General features: G+C 73.3%; 9 protein-coding genes and 1 riboswitch. All 9 genes read left to right on the top strand.

Translation table 11 applies throughout. From position 1 onward, the window contains the following. The first annotated feature begins 49 nt into the window (after nucleotides 1-49). The 9 genes from IXW69_RS09140 (at nucleotide 50) to IXW69_RS09180 (ending at nucleotide 18379) form a co-directional block, all read left to right on the top strand. Nucleotides 50-9610 (top strand): type I polyketide synthase, encoded by a 9561-nt coding sequence (locus IXW69_RS09140; protein WP_228525209.1) that lies wholly within the window; start codon nucleotides 50-52, stop codon nucleotides 9608-9610. Between the two features lie 215 nt (nucleotides 9611-9825). Continuing rightward, entirely contained in the window at nucleotides 9826-10374 is a 549-nt protein-coding gene (locus IXW69_RS09145; protein WP_194786038.1) for a GNAT family N-acetyltransferase, read from the top strand. Nucleotides 10375-10393: 19 nt separating this feature from the next. Continuing rightward, nucleotides 10394-10903, top strand: coding sequence for a holo-ACP synthase AcpS (gene acpS / locus IXW69_RS09150; protein ID WP_194786039.1), 510 nt, complete (start codon nucleotides 10394-10396; stop codon nucleotides 10901-10903). A gap of 103 nt (nucleotides 10904-11006) precedes the next feature. Next, nucleotides 11007-12527: an NAD-dependent succinate-semialdehyde dehydrogenase gene (locus IXW69_RS09155; protein ID WP_194786040.1), complete on the top strand. Its 1521-nt coding sequence runs from the start codon at nucleotides 11007-11009 to the stop codon at nucleotides 12525-12527. A 142-nt stretch (nucleotides 12528-12669) separates the two neighbouring features. Then, nucleotides 12670-14139, top strand: coding sequence for a sodium/proline symporter PutP (putP, locus tag IXW69_RS09160; RefSeq protein WP_194786041.1), 1470 nt, complete (start codon nucleotides 12670-12672; stop codon nucleotides 14137-14139). 214 nt (nucleotides 14140-14353) lie between these two features. Continuing rightward, nucleotides 14354-14492, top strand: a riboswitch (FMN riboswitch). 149 nt (nucleotides 14493-14641) lie between these two features. Continuing rightward, nucleotides 14642-15484, top strand: coding sequence for an ABC transporter permease (locus IXW69_RS09165; protein WP_194786042.1), 843 nt, complete (start codon nucleotides 14642-14644; stop codon nucleotides 15482-15484). A 76-nt stretch (nucleotides 15485-15560) separates the two neighbouring features. Then, entirely contained in the window at nucleotides 15561-16595 is a 1035-nt protein-coding gene (locus IXW69_RS09170; protein WP_194786043.1) for an ABC transporter substrate-binding protein, read from the top strand. Between the two features lie 292 nt (nucleotides 16596-16887). After that, a complete protein-coding gene (locus IXW69_RS09175) occupies nucleotides 16888-17703 on the top strand; it encodes a DUF2382 domain-containing protein (RefSeq protein ID WP_194786044.1) in 816 nt (271 codons plus the stop codon). 334 nt (nucleotides 17704-18037) lie between these two features. Then, a complete protein-coding gene (locus IXW69_RS09180) occupies nucleotides 18038-18379 on the top strand; it encodes a PRC-barrel domain-containing protein (protein ID WP_194786045.1) in 342 nt (113 codons plus the stop codon). Nucleotides 18380-18430: the final 51 nt, after the last annotated feature.

The following is an 18430-nucleotide window of genomic DNA, read 5'->3' on the forward strand; positions in this document are numbered from 1 at the left end:
GCAGCCCCACCGACCACCGACGCTGAAGAACCCCAGGAGAACGAAGCACATGAGCGAGTCCGCATCTGCCGCCGCCCAGAACGCCATGGCCGACCAGGCCGAGACCACCCTCACCGACAGCCTCAACGACGCCGCCCCGGCCGTCGCCCACGCCGCCGGCACCGACAACCGGTCGGTCTCCGAGCGCCTCGAGGCGGGCGAGCCCTACGTCCTCGCCTTCGGCGGCCAGGCCACCCCGTGGCGGTCCACCCTCGACGAGCTCGTCTCGCTCGACCGTGACCTCGCCGACGAGCTCGTCCGCGTGGACGAGGCCGTCTCCCAGCGCCTCGCCCCCGTCGCCACCGAGCTGCTCACCGTCACCCCGCGCGGCCTGCGCGCCCTCGACGCCGCCGCCGCCCCGGTCGCCCCCGCCCCCAAGGGCGCCGCCGCCAACCAGGCCGACACCGCCGACGTCTCCGTGCCGGGCATCCTCCTTGCCCAGCACGCCGCCCTCGCCTCTCTCTTGGGCGCCGGCATCGCCGTGACCGGCTCCGCCGCCCCCGCCGAGGCGATCGGCCACTCCCAGGGCGTCCTCGGCGTCGCCCTCCTCGAGGCGCTCTCCGCCGACGACGACTCCGCCGCCTGGGACGGCGTCGTCGAGGTGCACGCCCTCGCCCGCCTCATCGGCGCCGCCGCCGCTCGCACCACCCACCGCCTCGGCCTCGGCACGGCGGGGGAGGCCACCCCCATGCTCTCCGTGCGCGGCGTCCCGCGCCCCGTCCTCGACGGCGTGCTCGCCCGCGTCCCGCAGGCCGCCGGCGTCACCGTCGGCGTCACCAACGGCCGCCAGGCCCACATCCTCTCCGGCCGCCCCGCCGACCTGCAGCTCGTCGTCGCCGCCCTCGAGGCCGCCGCCCGCCGCAGCGAGAAGGACCGCAAGGAGCGCCGCCGCGGCGGCGCCGTTCTCACCCCCGTCACCGAGTTCCTCGCGACCTCCGTGCCCTTCCACACCCCGCTGCTCGCCCCCGCCGTCGACGACGTCGTCGCCTGGGCCGACGCCTGCGGCCTCGACACCGAGCGCGCCCACGGGCTCGCCGCCGCCGTCCTCACGAGCCCCGTCGACTGGCCGGCCCTCGTTACCGAGGCCATCACCGCTCACGACGGCGCCGCCGCCGCGCGCCTCGTCCTCGACCTCGGCCCCGGCGCCGTCCTCGCCCGTCTTACCGAGGCGATCGTCGCCGGCACCGGCACGACCGTCGTCGCCGCCGGCACCGCCCGCGCCATCGACGAGCTCGACCGCGCCGGCTCCGCCCCGGCCCCCACCGTCGACCGCTCCCGCTTCGCGCCGCGCCTCACGCGCCTGCCGGACGACCGTGTCACCCTCGACACCGCCTTCACCCGCCTCACCGGCCGCTCGGCCGTCCTCCTGCCCGGCATGACCCCGACGACGGTCGACCCGGCCATCGTCGCCGCGGCCGCCAACGCCGGCTACTGGGCCGAGCTCGCCGGCGGCGGCCAGACCACCGCCAAGGTCCTCGCCGACAACCTCGCCGGCCTCGAGGCCCAGCTCGAGCCCGGTCGCACGGCCGCCTTCAACGCCATGTTCATGGACCGCTACCTGTGGAACCTCCACCTGGGCACCCAGCGCCTCCTGTCCAAGGCCCGCGGCGCCGGCGCCCCCGTCGACGGCGTCGTCATCTCCGCCGGCATCCCCGAGCTCGACGAGGCCGTCGAGCTCCTCGAGCGGCTCCACGGCGAGGGCTTCCCCTACGTGGCCCTCAAGCCCGGCACCGTCGACCAGATCCGTCAGGTCCTCACCATCGCCGAGGCCGTCCCGGACACCCCGATCATCATGCAGATCGAGGACGGCCACGCCGGCGGGCACCACTCGTGGGAGGACCTGGACACCATGCTCCTGGCCACCTACGACGCCATCCGCGCCCACGAGAACGTCGTCCTCACCGTCGGCGGCGGCATCGGCACCCCCGAGCGGGCCGCCGACTACCTCACCGGCAGCTGGGCCCTCGCCTACGGCACCGCCCCCATGCCGGTCGACGGCGTCATGATCGGCACCGCCGCCATGACCGCCAAGGAGGCCCGCACCAACGACGACGTCAAGCAGCTTCTCGTCGACACCCCCGGGATCAGTGGCGACGCTGCGGGAACCGCCTCTGACGGCGGCTGGGTCGCCTCCGGCGCCTCCGCCGGCGGCATGACCTCCGGCCTGTCCCACCTGCGCGCCGACCTCTACGAGATCGACAACTCCTCCGCGAGGGCCTCCCGCCTCATCCAGGAGCTCGCCGGCGACGACGCAGCCATGGCCGAGCGCCGCGACGAGATGGTCGACGCCCTCTCGCGCACCGCCAAGCCCTACTTCGGCGACGTCGACGAGATGACCTACCTGCAGTGGGCCACCCGCTTCGCCGAGCTCTGCGTCGCCCCCCACGAGGGCCGCGCCGCCACCGAGGCCGACTGGAACGACGAGGGCTGGTACGACCGCTTCCTCGACGTCCTCCACCGCGTCGAGGCCCGCCTGTCCCAGACAGACCACGGCGAGATCGAGACCCTCTTCGCCGACTACGAGGACGTCATCGACCCCGACGCCGCCCTCGCCGCCCTCGCCGAGCGCTACCCGGCCGCCGCCACCACCCGCGTCGAGCCCGTCGACGCCGCCTGGTTCCCCGAGCTGTGCCGCAAGCACCCCAAGCCCGTGCCCTTCGTCCCCGTCCTCGACGCCGACATCCTGCGCTGGTGGGGCACCGACTCCCTGTGGCAGTCCCAGGACCCGCGCTACAGCGCCGACCAGGTCCGCATCATCCCCGGCCCGGTCTCCGTCGCCGGCATCACCACCATCAACGAGCCGATCGGCGCCCTCCTCGGCCGCTACGAGACCGCCGCCGTCGAGGCCCTCCAGGCCGCCGGCACCCCCGAGCACGAGGCCGCCGGCCGCCTCGGTACCCAGGCCGGTCCCTCCGGCCGCACCGTCGCCGACGCCCTCGAGCTCGTCCGCACCACGCCCCACGTCCTGTGGAACGGTCACCTCACGGTCAACCCAGCCCGGGTCCTCGACGACGACGCCTACACCGTCGTCGCCCGCCCCGACGTCGCCGAGGAAGCCTACGACCTCGACATCGCCCTCGACACCCACTGGGACGCTACCCCCGGCGGCGACGCCATCCACGCCGTGCGCCGCCTCGTCGTCCCGCTGCGTCTCGCCCGCGCCTGGGACGGCGCCGCCCCGCTCGTCGACCCGGGTCGCATCTCCGAGACGATGAACGACCTCCTGCGCGCCACCGCGGGCGTCGGGGCCGTCTCCGTCACCGGCGACCTCGTCGAGCACCTGCCCGAGGTCGTCCCCGCCGTCGACGGCGCCACCAACGCCAAGGGCGAGGTCGTCACCCAGCCCTTCGGCACCGTCCACGCGACCTTCACCCTCGCCGACACCCTCGGCGCCGACCACGCCGCCGTCACGGCGGACGCCCTCCCGGCCGACCTCTCCGCGGCGCCGCTCGTCCCCGACGCGCTCCTCGGCCCGTGCTGGCCCGTCGTCTACGCGGCGCTCGGAAGCGTCGTCGAGGACGGCATGCCCCTCATCGAGGGCCTCCTCGGCGCCGTCCACCTCGACCACACCATTGACCTGCACCGCTCGCTCGCCGAGCTCGCCGCCGACGCCTGCCCGGACGAGCGGATCACCGTCGACGGCTGGGTCGAGGCCCTCGAGGAGTCCAGCGCCGGCCGCGTCGTCGACGTCCGTCTCGAGCTGCGCGAGGAGTCGACCGGCGAGCTGGTCGCCCTCATGCGCGAGCGCTTCGCCATCCGCGGCCGCGCCCACGGCAACGCCGCCCCCTCCAGCCCCGACCTTGCCGGCGGCACCGGCCGCGAGACCGCCCCGGCTGCCCGCCGCCTCCTGCGCCGCGTCACCGTCACCGCCCCGAGCGACATGACGGCCTTCGCCCGCGTCACCGGCGACTTCAACCCCATCCACACGAGCTACCACGCCGCGAAGGTCGCCGGCATGCAGGCCCCGCTCGTCCACGGCATGTGGCTCTCCGCCACCGCCGAGCAGGTCGCCGCCTCCTCCGACCCCGAGGGCGGCAAGCACGTCCTCGCCGGCTGGACATACGTCATGCTCGGCACCGTCGAGCTCGAGGACCGCGTCGAGATCAGCGTCGAGCGCACCGGCCTGGTGCGAGGCGGCGGCTACGTCCTCGAGGTCGTCTGCCGCATCGGCGACGAGGTCGTCTCCCGAGGCACCGCCGTCACCGTTCCCGAGCCCACCGCCTACGTCTACCCCGGCCAGGGCATCCAGGCCCAGGGCATGGGCCTGGACGAGATGAACAGCTCCAGGGCCGCCCGTCAGGTCTGGGAACGGGCCGACGCCCACACCCGCGCCGAGCTCGGCTTCTCCGTCATCAACCTCGTCCGCGACAACCCGACCGAGATGACCGCCCGCGGCGTCACTTACCGCCACCCCGAGGGCCTGCTCAACCTCACCCAGTTCACGCAGGTCGCCCTCGCGACGGTCGCCATGGCGACCACCGCGCGCCTCGCCGAGGCCGGGGCACTCGTCGAGAACGCCGCCTTCGCCGGCCACAGCCTCGGCGAGTACACGGCCCTGTCCGCCTACGGACACGTCATGCCCGTCGAGACGACGATCTCCATCGTCTTCCAGCGCGGCTCCACCATGCACACCCTCGTCGAGCGCGACGAGAACGGCGCCTCGAACTACCGCATGGGCGCCCTGCGCCCCAACCAGGCCGGCATCCGCCCCGACCAGGTCGAGGACTACGTCGCCTCCGTCGCCGAGGCCACCGGCGAGTTCCTCCAGATCGTCAACTACAACCTCGCCGGCGTCCAGTACGCCGTCGCCGGGACGATCAGGGGCCTCGACGCCCTCGCCGCCGACTCCCGCGCCAAGGCCGAGGCCCGCGGCGGCAAGAACCCCTTCATGCTCGTCCCCGGCATCGACGTGCCCTTCCACTCCGAGGTCCTGCGCCCCGGCGTGCCCGAGTTCCGCGAGCGCCTCCTGGCCCTCATCCCCGAGGACCTCGACCACGAGCGCCTCATCGGCCGCTACGTGCCGAACCTCGTCGCCCGTCCCTTCGAGCTGACCCGCGACTTCGCCCAGTCGATTCTCGAGGTCGTGCCCTCTGAGCAGGTCGAGAAGCTCCTCGCCGACTGGGACGCCCAGGCGGCCCGCCCCCGCGAGCTCGCCCGTACCCTCCTCGTCGAGCTCCTCGCCTGGCAGTTCGCCTCCCCGGTCCGCTGGATCGAGACCCAGGACGTCCTCCTCCGCAGCCCCGCCGAGGGCGGCCTCGGCATCGAGCACGTCGTCGAGGTCGGCCTCGCCGCCTCCCCGACGCTCGCCAACCTCGCATCCAAGACGCTGCTCCTCCCGTCCAACGCCGGCCGCCACGTCACCGTGCACAACGCCCGGCGCGACGAGGCCCGCGTCCTGGCCACGGACACCGACCCGGCCGTCGACCTCGACGCCGCCGCGGAGGACTTCGAGCTCCCCGCCCAGGGCGACGCGCCCGCTGCCGAGTCCTCGGCCCAGGCTGAGGCTGCTCCCGCCGCCCCGGCCGAGTCCGTACCCGCCGCGTCGACCCCGGCCGCTTCGGCGGCACCCGCGGCCTTCGGCCCCGTCGAGGATCTCCCCTTCGGCGCCACCGACGCCCTCACGGTCCTCCTCGCTCACGCCGCCCGCATCCTGCCCAACCAGATCGGCGCCACCGACACGACCGAGACGCTCACGAACGGCGTCTCCTCGCGCCGCAACCAGCTCCTCATGGACATGGGCACCGAGCTCGAGCTCGCCAGCATCGACGGCGCCGCCGACGCCGACATGACGGCCCTCGCCGCCACCGTCGCCAAGGGCGCCCCGGGCTACAAGCCCTTCGGCCCCGTCCTCACCGACGCCATCCGCACCGGCCTCGGCCGGATCCTCGGCCCTTCCGGCGTGCGCGCGAACCGCATCAGCGAGCGCGTCACGGGCACCTGGGGCCTCGGCGAGGGCTGGGTCTCCCACGTCACCGCCGCGATCATGCTCGGCACCCGCGAGGGCGCCTCGATGCGCGGCGAGGACCTCGCCTCCCTCGGCTCCTCCGCCCCGCTCGGCTCCGCGGCCGCCGTCGACGCCCTCATCGACAAGGCAGTCCAGGCCGTCGCCGCCGACCACGGCGTGTCCGTGGCCAAGCCCAGCGCCGGTGGCGGCGCCGGCGGCGCCGTCGTGGACTCGGCCGCGCTGGACGCCTTCGCCGCGACCGTCACCGGCGAGGACGGCGTCCTCGCCACGACGGCCCGCACGATCCTCAGCGCCCTCGGCCTCGACGAGCCGGCCTCCTTCGACCCCGAGGCCGAGAGCGAGCAGGCTGCCACCCGGGTCCTCGTCGAGGCCGTCGACGCCGAGCTCGGCACCGGCTGGCTCGCCTCCGTCACCCCGGCCTTCGACGCCGACCGCGCCGTCCTCATCGACGACCGCTGGGCCACCGCCCGCGAGGACCTCGCCCGCCTCGGCTCCGGCGAGACTGACCTCGAGGCCGCCCGCCAGTCGCTTGCCCCCGAGCGCTTCACCGGCCTCGGCACCGCCGTCGCCGACCAGGCCGCCTGGTGGGCCCACTCCCTCGACGGCTCGGACCTCCCCGACGCCGCCGAGCGCGCCGGGATCGCCTCCGCCATCGCCGAGGCCGCCCGCCGCGCCCCCGTCGCCGGAACCGACTCCGTGCGCTGGGCGGACGACGTCGCCGTCGTCACTGGCTTCGCGCCCCGCTCCATCGCCGCGGCCGTCGCCGGCGACCTCCTCGCCGGCGGCGCCACCGTCGTCGCCACGAGCTCGCGCCTGACCCACGAGCGCCTCGACTTCGCCAAGCGCCTCTACCGCGAGCACGCCTCCGCCGGCGCCCGCCTGTGGATCGTGCCGGCGAACCTCGCCTCCTACCGCGACGTCGACGCGCTGACCGACTGGATCGGCCACGACCAGGTCGTCACCTCCGGCGGCTCCTCGAAGCTCGTCAAGGCGGCCCTCGTCCCGACGCTGCTCTTCCCCTTCGCCGCTCCGCGCGTCGTCGGCACCCTCGCCGACGCCGGCCCGGAGGCCGAGTCCCAGACCCGCCTCCTGCTGTGGAGCGTCGAGCGCTCCATCGCCTCCCTGTCCGCGATCGGCACCGACACGCACGTCGACCACCGCCTGCACGTCCTCCTGCCCGGCTCCCCGAACCGCGGCACCTTCGGCGGCGACGGAGCCTACGGCGAGGTCAAGTCCGCGCTCGACGCCGTCGTCAACCGGTGGCGCTCCGAGCCCGCCTGGTCCGGCCGCGTCACCCTCGCCCACCCGCGCATCGGCTGGGTCCGGGGGACCGGCCTCATGGGCGGCAACGACCCGCTCGTCGAGGCCGTCGAGGCCGCCGGCGTGCGGACCTGGTCCACCCAGGAGATCGCCGACCAGCTCGTTGAGCTGTGCACCGCCGAGAAGCGCGCTCAGGCCGCCGACGCCCCGGTCGAGGCGGACCTCACCGGGGGACTGGGCGACGGGGTCGACCTCGTGGCCCTCCGCCAGGACGCCGCCGGCCGCACCGCCCAGGCGCCCGCCGCCGAGCAGGCACCGGCCGCCACGATCCCGGCCCTGCCGACGGCCCACACGCCCACGCAGCCCATTGCCCCCGAGTGGGGCGAGGTCGACACGGACCTCGACGACATGGTCGTCATCGTCTCCACCGGCGAGGTCTCCACGTGGGGCTCCGGCCGCACGCGCCGCGAGGCCGAGCTCGGCATGAGCGGCGGTGACGACGTCGAGCTCACCGCCGCCGGCGTCCTCGAGCTCGCCTGGGGCATGGGCCTGCTCACCTGGCAGGACTCCCCGAAGGCCGGCTGGTACGACGCCGAGGGCGAGCTCGTGCCCGAGGACGCCATCTACGACCGCTACCGTGACGAGGTCGTGGCCCGCTCCGGCATCCGCGAGTTCACCGACGACGGCGTCATCGCGCCGATCGCCCCCGAGGAGGTCACGGTCTACCTTGACCGCGACATCACCCTCACCGTGCCGGACGAGGCCTCCGCCCTCAAGGTCGCCGACTCCGACCCGGAGCACACCCGGATCGTCCCCGACGAGGAGACGGGCGAGTGGACGGTGACTCGCCTGGCCGGCTCGCTCGCCCGCGTGCCGCGCCGCGCCGCCCTGTCGCGCACCGTCGGCGGCCAGTTCCCCACGGACTTCGATCCGCAGCGCTGGGGCATCCCGAAGGCCATGAGCGAGGGCATGGACACCATCGCCTCGTGGAACCTCGTGACCGCCGTGGACGCCTTCCTCTCCGCGGGCTTCAGCCCCGCCGAGCTGCTCCAGGCCGTCCACCCCAGCGACGTCGCCTCCACCCAGGGCACCGGCTTCGGCGGCATGGAGTCCATGCGCAAGATGTTCGTCGGCCGCTTCCTGGGCGAGGAGCGCCCCAGCGACATCCTGCAGGAGGCCCTGCCCAACGTCGTCGCCGCGCACGTCATGCAGTCCTACGTCGGCGGCTACGGCTCGATGGTCCAGCCGGTCTCGGCCTGCGCCACCGCCGCCGTCTCCATCGAGGAGGGCTGGGACAAGATCGCGCTCGGCAAGGCGGACGTCGTCGTCGCCGGCGCCATCGACGACATCTCGATCGAGTCCGTCGTCGGCTTCGGCAACATGAACGCCACCGCCGAGGCGGCCGCCATGTACGCCAAGGGCATCTCCGCCCGCCACTTCTCCCGCGCCAACGACCGCCGGCGCGGCGGCTTCGTCGAGGCCGAGGGCGGCGGCACCGTCATCCTGGCCCGCGCCTCCGTGGCCGCGCGCCTGGGCCTGCCGGTCGCCGGCGTCGTGGGCTTCGTGTCCTCCTACGCCGACGGCGCGCACACCTCGATCCCGGCACCCGGCCTCGGGGCCCTCGGCGCCGCCCGCGGCGGCACGTCCTCGCGCCTCGCCAAGGCGCTGGGCCGCCTCGGGGTCACCGCCGACGACGTCGCCGTCGTGTCCAAGCACGACACGTCGACGAACGCCAACGACCCCAACGAGTCCGAGCTCCACACCCGGATCGCCCGGGCCCTGGGCCGCACCGAGGGCAACCCCCTCATCGCCGTGTCCCAGAAGTCCATCACGGGCCACGCCAAGGGCGGTGCCGCGCTCTTCCAGGTCGCCGGCCTCACCGAGATCCTCGCCACCGGCGTCGCGCCGGGCAACGCGAGCCTCGACGTCGTCGACCGGCCGCTGGAGAAGGACGCCTTCTGGGTGTGGCCGCGCACGCCCATCCGCGTCCCCGCCCGCGGCGGCGTGGTGAGGGCCGGACTGCTCACGAGCCTCGGCTTCGGGCACGTCTCCGGTCTCATCGCCGTCGTCCACCCCGGCGCCTTCGAGTCCGCGCTGCGGGCCGAGGGCGGTCAGGAGGCCGTCGACGCCTGGCTGGCCAGCGCCAACCGCCGCCTCGCGGAGGGCACGCGCCACCGTCGCGCCGGGATGATCGGCCGCGCCCCGCTCTTCGAGCAGGTCGAGGGCCGCCGCCTCGGTGAGGAGTCCAAGCACCGCGTCCCCCACGAGGTCGAGGCCGCTATGCTGCTCGACCCGGAGGCGCGCCTGGGCACCGACGGCGTCTTCCACACGGGCGAGACCGCCTGAGCCTCCCCGCCGAGGTCGGCTGATCTCCGCGCCGAGATCGGTCGATCCTGAGCCCGGGGCCGTGCCGGCTTCCTGGTCCCCTCCGGCACGGTCCCGCGTCCCGACGGAGCTCGTCGGTCCCGCACCGCTCTGACGGTGCCGGACCGACGGGCGACGCCGCGCCTCCCCTCCTATGCCTCGCTTCTCCCTCGTCCCACCACCAGAAGGAGTCCTCCATGGAGGATCGATCCGTCACCGTCGTCCGGCCGATGCGTCCCGAGGACGCCGGCGCCGCTCGTCGTGCCCAGTACGAGGGCTGGCGTGACGCCTACGTCCGCCCCGACGGGGTGAGCACCGCCTGGCTCGAGGAGGTGTGGCGGCCGCGTCTGAGCGAGGCAGGGATCGCCGAGTTCGCGGCCGAGGTCGCCGAGGGACAGCACTGTCCGCGGATCGTCCAGCTCGTCGCCGAGCTCGACGACGGTGCGGGACCCGTGGTGGTCGGGCTCGCGATCGCCCTCGCGCCCGAGAAGGGCCCGCAGGAGCTCCGCGTCCTCTACGTCGCGAGCCGAGCCCGGGGCAGGGGCGTGGGAAGCGCCCTCATGGACGCCGTCCTGGCGCACATGGACCTGACGCGACCCGTGAGCCTCGGCGTCGCCGCCTTCAACGAGGACGCCCGGCGCTTCTACCGCCGCTTCGGCTTCCGCGAGGTTCGCGGGCTCGAGTCCGAGTTCGCCGGGGTCATCCCCGAGGTGACGATGACCCGCCGTGCTGCCGTGGCCCGGTGACGCGCGGGACAATCGGCGCATGAGCGACTCAGCGCCCCGCCCGCCCGCCGTGCCCGAGCCGGCCCCGGGCACGACCGTGCTCGGTACCGGCGTCGACCTCGTCCACGTGCCCGGGCTCGCCCACCAGCTGACGATCCCCGGAACGGTCTTCGCCGAGCGGGCCTTCACCGCGCGCGAGCTGCGCGACGCGCGTCGCCGCGCCGACGAGACCGGCTCCCTGCAGGCCGAGCACCTTGCCGGGCGCTGGGCCGCGAAGGAGGCCGTCATCAAGGCGTGGTCCGCGGCCGCCAACACCGTCACCGGGGGAGCGGTGCCGCCGTCGATGGCCCCGGAGGCCGTCGACTGGCGTGAGATCGAGCTCGTCACCGACCGCTGGGGCCGTCCGAGCATCCGCCTCGCTGGCGCGGTCGCCAGCGCCGTCGAGGGAGCGATCGGCCGGGGAGCCTCCGCGAGTGACCGCTGGCCCGTCTCCCTCAGCCACGACGGCGACTACGCCGTCGCCGTCGTCCTGGCCCTGGGAGCGCGCTGAGGACCGAGGCCGTACGGTCCGCGCTGCCGCGTGCACGGCGCGCCCGCGCTCCGGCGTCGTCACGCGCCTACGATGGCAGCGAGCCCGTTCGAAGGAGAGCACGATGACCAGCAGCAAGCCCACCCAGCCCACCGCCCCTCGTGCCGTGAACGACGCGCGCGTCCACGAGCTCCTCGACTCGGTCCCAACCGGGATCCTCATCGACGGTCAGTTCCGCGAGGCGGCCTCCGGCACGCGCTTCGAGGTCCTCAACCCCGCCACAGGCGAGGTGCTCACGACCGTCGCGGACGGCGACGAGGCCGACGCAAGCGCCGCCATGGACTCGGTCTGCGCGGCGGCCGCCGCTTGGCGCGCCACCCCGCCCCGCGAGCGGGCCGAGGTGCTGCGACGCGCCTTCGACCTCGTCAACACGACCTACCGCGAGGACCTCGCCCTCCTCATGACCCTCGAGATGGGCAAGCCGCTCGCCCAGTCCGACGGCGAGGTCACCTACGGCGGGGAGTTCCTCCGTTGGTTCTCCGAGGAGGCCGTGCGGATCCGGGGCGACTGGTTCCGCGTCCCCGAGGGGCACCTCCAGGCGATGGTCGTGCGCCGCCCCGTGGGGCCCTGCCTCTTCGTCACCCCGTGGAACTTCCCCCTCGCCATGGGCACCCGCAAGCTCGCGCCAGCCCTGGCCGCCGGGTGCACGGCGATCCTGCGCCCGAGCCAGGTCACGCCGCTGACGAGCCTCCTGCTGGGTCGCATCCTCACCGAGGCCGGTGTGCCCGACGGCGTCATCGCCGTCGTCCCGTCCTCGTCGGCGCGTGCCGTCACCGGTCCGCTCCTCTCCGACGACCGCCTGCGCAAGCTCTCCTTCACCGGCTCCACAGCCGTCGGCCGCGCCCTGCTCAAGGAGGCCGCGGACGGCGTCCTGCGCACCTCGATGGAGCTGGGCGGCAACGCCCCCTTCATCGTCTTCGACGACGCCGACCTCGACGCCGCCGTCGACGCCGCGCTCGCCACGAAGATGCGGAACATGGGCGAGGCGTGCAACGCGGCCGACCACTTCCTCGTCCAGGAGGGCGTCCGCGAGGAGTTCGCGCGCCGCCTCGCCGAGGCGATGGCCGCCCAGAGGATCGGCAACGGGCTCGAGGACGGCGTCGACGTCGGGCCCCTCGTCTCCGCGCAGCAGCGCGACGCGGTCGCCGAGGCCGTCCAGGGCGCGGTCGACGCCGGCGCCACCGTCCTCACCGGCGGGGAGCGCCCGGAGGGACCGGGATTCTTCTACCCGCCGACCGTCCTCACGGACCTGCCCGCCGACGCCGACATCATCCGCAACGAGATCTTCGGCCCGGTGGCACCGATCATCGGCTTCACGGACGAGTCCGAGGCCATCGCCCTGGCCAACGACGACGCCATGGGCCTGCAGGGCTACGTCCACACCCGGGACATGGAGCGGGTCCTGCGCCTCACCGAGGCGCTCGAGGTCGGCATGCTCAGCGTCAACACGGCGACCACCTCCAACGTCTCCGCGCCCTTCGGCGGCGTCAAGCAGTCCGGCCTCGGACGCGAGGGCGGCAAGGAGGGCATCGAGGAGTACCTCGAGACCGTCTACGTCGGACTGCCCGCACCCGAGCTCGGCTGAGGGCGGTGCCATGGGTGTGCTCAACTGAGCACCGCGTGTCCTGCGCACGGCACAAGACGACGAAGCGTGCCCAAGGTCACACGCCCGTCATCGCTTCGGGGTATGGTCCGGGGATCCCCATCCGGTCCTGACAGGAGTCCCCGTGTCTGACTCGACCTTCCAGGCGATCGCGATGATCGTCTACTTCGTGGGCATGCTCGCCATCGGCGCCTGGGCCTACGGACGCAACAACAACCTCGACGACTACATGCTCGCCGACCGCGGCCTCAACCCCTGGGTCGCCGCCCTCTCCGCAGGCGCCTCCGACATGTCCGGATGGCTCCTCATGGGACTGCCCGGCGGGCTCTACGTCGGCGGGCTCGTCGAGGGCTGGATCGCCGTCGGCCTCACCGTCGGAGCCTGGGTCAACTGGAAGGTGGTCGCACCGCGACTGCGCTCCTACACGGAGGTGGCCCGCAACTCCATCACGATCCCGAGCTTCCTCGACAACCGGCTCCACGACGACAAGCACCTCCTGCGCTGGTCGTCCGGCCTCATCATCCTCGTCTACTTCACCTTCTACGTCTCCAGCGGCATGGTCGCCGGCGGCGTCTTCTTCCAGTCCTCCTTCGGCATGGACTACCACCTCGGCATGGTGATGGTCGCCGCCATCACCGTCGTCTACACGCTCGTCGGCGGCTTCCTCGCCGTCTCCTACACCGACTTCGTCCAGGGCCTCATGATGGTTCTCGCGCTCGTCATGGTCCCCGTCGTCGGCGTCATCAGGCTCGGCGGGCCCAGCAACGTCATCTCCGCCGTCAGCGACGTCGACCCGCACTACTGGGCCCTCATCGGATCGACGACGACGGTCATCGGCATCATCTCCTCGCTCGCCTGGGGCCTGGGCTACTTCGGCCAGCCGCACATCATCGTGCGCTTCATGGCGATCCGGACCGTCGGCGAGGCCAGGATGGGCCGCCGCATCGGCATCGGCTGGATGCTCTTCGCCGTCGTCGGCGCCTGCTGCACCGCCATCATCGGCGTCGCCCAGTACAAGCGCGGCAGCGGCCTGGCGGACCCGGAGAGCGTCTTCATCAGCCTCGGCCAGCTCTTCTTCCACCCGCTCGTCGCCGGCTTCATGCTCGCCGCGATCCTCGCGGCCATCATGTCCACGATCTCGAGCCAGCTGCTCGTCACCTCCTCCGCCCTCGTCGAGGACCTCTACGGCGCCGTCACCCACCAGAAGGTCTCGGGCGGACGTCTCGTCCTCTACTCGCGGATGAGCGTCTTGGCCATCGCCGTCATCGCCGCGCTCCTCGCGTGGGAGCAGAGCGACACGATCCTCAACCTCGTGGCCTTCGCCTGGGCGGGCTTCGGTGCCTCCTTCGGCCCGACGGTCCTGCTCTCCCTCTACTGGAAGCGGCTCACGGCGAACGGCGCCTTCTGGGGCATGATCACCGGCGCCGTCGTCGTCTTCGTCTGGGGTCACCTGTCCGGCGGGATCTTCGACCTCTACGAGATCGTCCCGGGCTTCGCCGCCAACCTCCTCGTCGCCTGGCTCGTGTCCCTGCGCGGGACCGTCCCGCCGGAGGTCGAGGCCGAGTTCGACGCCGCCGTCGAGGCCACGCGCTGAGCACCACCTCGAGCCTCGCGACCTGACCCGTCAGGCGTGCCGATGCCGCCCGCGGACCATTGCGGTCCGCGGGCGGCGTCGTGCAGGGGAGCGGACAGGACGTCGGAGGCGGCCGGTCCCGGCCCGAGGGCGCGCCGCCGCGCGGTACCGTTCACCGCGACGACGGCCACGAGCTGGCAGGACGGCGGCCGGGGGACTACTGTGCGACCAGCACACGTGCTCCGGGGTCGGTGAAAGTCCGAGCCGGCGGTGACAGTCCGCGACCCGAGAGCGCCCTCCGTCGGGGGGCGTGATCGGCTGAGCTGGTGGAAATCCAGCACCGACGGTGAGAGTCCGGATGGGAGGAAGCACGAGGCACCCGACGCTCGCGTCGGTCGGGGCCCACCGGTCCCGAGCGCGCAGCGCGTGCCGTTCGGGCGCGAGCCTCCGCCGTTGGCGGCCCGCCCGTCACCCCGGAGCCGCCCGGGGCGAGCGTCCCGGGGACCAACCGGGAGAACCACGAGTGACACGCTCGACGCAGCACGCGACCGACGCGCCGGCCAGCGCGGCCGTCCGCACCCACCATGGCCCCGACGCGCGGGGCACCGGGGCCGGCCCGGCCCTCGCCCTCGGGGCGCTCGTCCTCGCCGCCTGGTGGGCTGTCACCTCCTCCGGCGCGGTCCCCGCCGTCTTCCTGCCCGGCCCGGTCGCCGTCGCTCGGCGCCTCGTCCTCGGCGTCACCCAGGGAGGTCTCCTCGCCTACGCGTGGGTGACGCTGCGCGAGGCGGTCCTCGGCTGCCTCCTGGCCGCCGCCCTCGCGCTCCCGCTGGCCTGGGCCCTGTACCGCTGGCGCCTCTTCTCCCGCACCGTGCTGCCCTACGTCGCGGCCTCTCAGGCCGTTCCCGCGATCGCGACGGCACCGCTGCTCGTCCTGTGGATCGGCTACGGCACCCTGCCGGTCGTCATCCTGTGCGCCTTCATGGTCTTCTTCCCCATCACCGTGACCGTCCTGCTCGGGCTGCGGGGCCTGGACACCGACGTCCTCGACGCCGCCCGCCTCGACGGCGCCTCCGGGCTCGCCCTCGTGCGGCACATGGAGCTGCCGATGGCGCTGCCCGCGATCCTCTCGGGCCTGCGCACCGGCTTCACCCTGTCCGTCACCGGCGCCGTCGTCGGCGAGATGACGATGGGAGGCGAGGGACTCGGGATGGTGCTGTCCCACCAGCGCGACGCCGTCGACACCGCAGGCCTGTTCGCCACGATCGTCCTGCTGTGCCTCATGGCCACGACGATCCACTGGTGCCTCCACGAGCTCGAGCGACGCAGCCGGGTCGTTGACGCCATGCGCGGCCGCCGCGCCACCTGAACCGCCACCTCAGTCACCACCTGCTCCGCACCAACCGGCCACGACCGCTGACCCACCCCTACCGAAAGGCCCCCCCATGACCACCACCCGCACCGTCTCCCGTCGCACCCTTCTCGCGGGAGGCCTCGCCACGGGGGCACTCGGCCTGCTCGCCGCCTGCTCCTCGGGCACCGCCGCCAGGTCGGCCGCCAGCGCCTCGGCGAGCGCGTCCTCCTCCGGCCTCGTCATCGGCCTGACCTACACGCCGAACATCCAGTTCGCCCCCTTCTACATGGCGCTCGCCGACGGCCGCTACGCCTCCGACGTCAGCCTCCGGCACCACGGCGCCCAGGAGGGCCAGTTCGACGCGCTGCTGGCCGGCACGGAGCAGCTCGTCGTCGCCGGTGCCGACGAGGCCGCCGTGGCCGCCTCCAACGGGAGCGGTCTCGTCGTCGTCGGCGGCTGCTACCAGGCCTACCCCGGTTGCGTCATCGTCCCGGAGACCTCGGGCATCACGAGCCTCGCCGATCTCAAGGGGCGCACGATCGGCACCCCGGGTCGCACGGGCGAGACCTGGTACACGCTCAAGGTCGCGCTCAGGACCGCCGGGCTCTCCGAGGACGACGTCACCATCCAGGAGATCGGCTACACCCAGCAGGCCGCCCTCGTCGGGGGGAAGGTCGACGCCATCGTCGGCTACTCCAACAACGACGCCGTCCAGATCGCCCAGAACGGCATCCCGGTCCGCACGATCGCCGCCGCCGACGAGGTCCCGCTGGTCGGCGTCTCGCTCGTCACGACGAGCGCGTACCTCGCCGACCACCGCGATGAGCTGTCAGACGCCGTCACCGCCTCCGCCGCCGGCATGGCCCAGTTCGTCGACGACCCCGACGGCGCCGTCACCGCGACGAAGAAGTACGTCACGGACCTCGCGGACTCGACCCAGGCCGCGAACGCCCGTGAGGTCGCCGTGGCCACCGGGAGGCTCATCCGGCCCGAGAGCTCGACGGTGGTCGGCTCACTGGACCCGAGCGCCTTCACGTCCATGCTGTCCTTCCTGGGCGGTCAGGAGCTGCTCGGGGGCACGGCGCTCACTGCGGACGACCTCTGCGACCCGCTCCTGAGCGCCTGAAGGGTGTCTCGGGTTGCTCGCGCAGTTCACGAATTCGAGAAACATCATGTCCTCGCACGGAGCGTGGTACACACAGTGAGCCATAGTTTCCGCTGATATGTCGGGCTTGTGCTCCGAAGCACATCTTGAGGCCAACTACCCCTCAGTTCGCTCACGGCAGGATCACGTCATCGTTATTCAACTCGGGTGGCACGGTGGGCCACCTGCGGATATGGTTTTTCTCGATCGAACGACACAGATCGATAGCCGTTGCGTCTTGCTCCGGCGACTCGGTTTCTATAGGAGGAACCACATGACCACGAACGAGCGCTTCGACAGCATCCTCAACTCCACGGTCTTCGACCAGGACGGCGACAAGATCGGCGGCGTGGGCCAGCTCTTCCTGGACGACCAGTCCGGCGAGCCCAGCTGGGTCACCGTCTCCACCGGCCTGTTCGGCACCAAGGAGACCTTCGTCCCCCTGCACAACGCCTCGATCGCCGGCGACGAGATCCGCGTCCCCTACGAGAAGGGCTTCGTCAAGGACGCCCCGAACGTGGACGTTGACGAGCACCTCTCCACCGTCCAGGAGGACGAGCTCTACCGCTACTACAACCTCGGCGGCACCGCTCCGGCCACGACCGGCTACGCCGACCGCTCCGCTGCTGCCGACCACGTCGACGAGGGCCGCTCCGCGGAGTACGCCGACAAGAACCGCGCCGCCCGCACCGACGGCGCTGCCGCCGACGGCTCCGTCGTCGCCCACGAGGAGCGCCTCAACGTCGGCACCGAGCAGCGCGAGGCCGGCAAGGTCCGTCTCCGCAAGTACGTCGTGACCGAGACCCAGTCCGTCGAGGTCCCCGTCCAGCGCGAGGAGCTCCACGTCGAGCGCGAGCCCATCAACGAGCGCGTCTCCGGCGACCACGTCATCGGCGAGGACGTCACCGACGGCGAGACCATCACCCTCCACGAGGAGGTCCCGGTCGTCTCGAAGGAGACCGTCGCCACCGAGCGCGTCTCCGTCGGCAAGGAGACCGTCCAGGACACCGAGACCGTCCAGGCCGAGGTCGCCAAGGAGCAGGTCGAGGTCGAGGGTGACGACACCCTCCGCAAGGGCCAGCAGCGCTGATCGCGCACTGAGCGAGAGCTGAGACGGAGCCCGGGAGGCTCCGTGACCAGTCCCCGGCGAGGGGCGGGACCCGCGGGTCCCGCCCCTCGCCGCGTGCCCGGAGCGTCCGAGGGCTGAGTCGGTGGTGGGCGCCCGCGCGGGCACGGCCACCGCGCTCGGCCACCGGGCTCGGAACAGCGCCCCCTGAGGCGCCCTGACGTGACCGCGGTGCCGAGCCCCTGGCGCACGTGGGCCGTGGGGCCTATCGTCACGTGCGACACCGGGGCCCACGGAGGCCGCCTTCCCCTCGCCGCTGACGCGGTCCCCGAGCACCACGACCTGCAGGAGCGGTCCCATGAGCACCATTCCCGTCCCCGACGACGCCGTCGAGCGGATCCTCGCCTCTGCCGTCGTCGCCGTCGACGGTGAGCGTATGGGCGACGTGGGCAGACTCTTCCTCGATGACCGCACGGGAGAGCCCTCGTGGATCACGCTCTCCACGGGACTGCTCGGCAAGAAGGACGTCCTCGTCCCTCTGGAGGGCTCCCGTGCGGACGGCCGCGAGCTGAGGCTCGCCGTCGGGGCCGACGCGATCAAGGACGCGCCCGAGGCGCACCTGGACGCCTACCTCACGGCCGACCTCGAGGCGCGAACGCGGGAGCACTACGGACTGCCTCCCCGCGATGACCGCCTCTGAGCGGTCCCACCGTCGGCGCCGCCTCGGAGTCTCGGCGCGAGCGCTCACGGA

The sequence above is a fragment of the Actinomyces haliotis genome (assembly GCF_015355765.1).
GTDB classification, from domain to species: domain Bacteria; phylum Actinomycetota; class Actinomycetes; order Actinomycetales; family Actinomycetaceae; genus Actinomyces; species Actinomyces haliotis.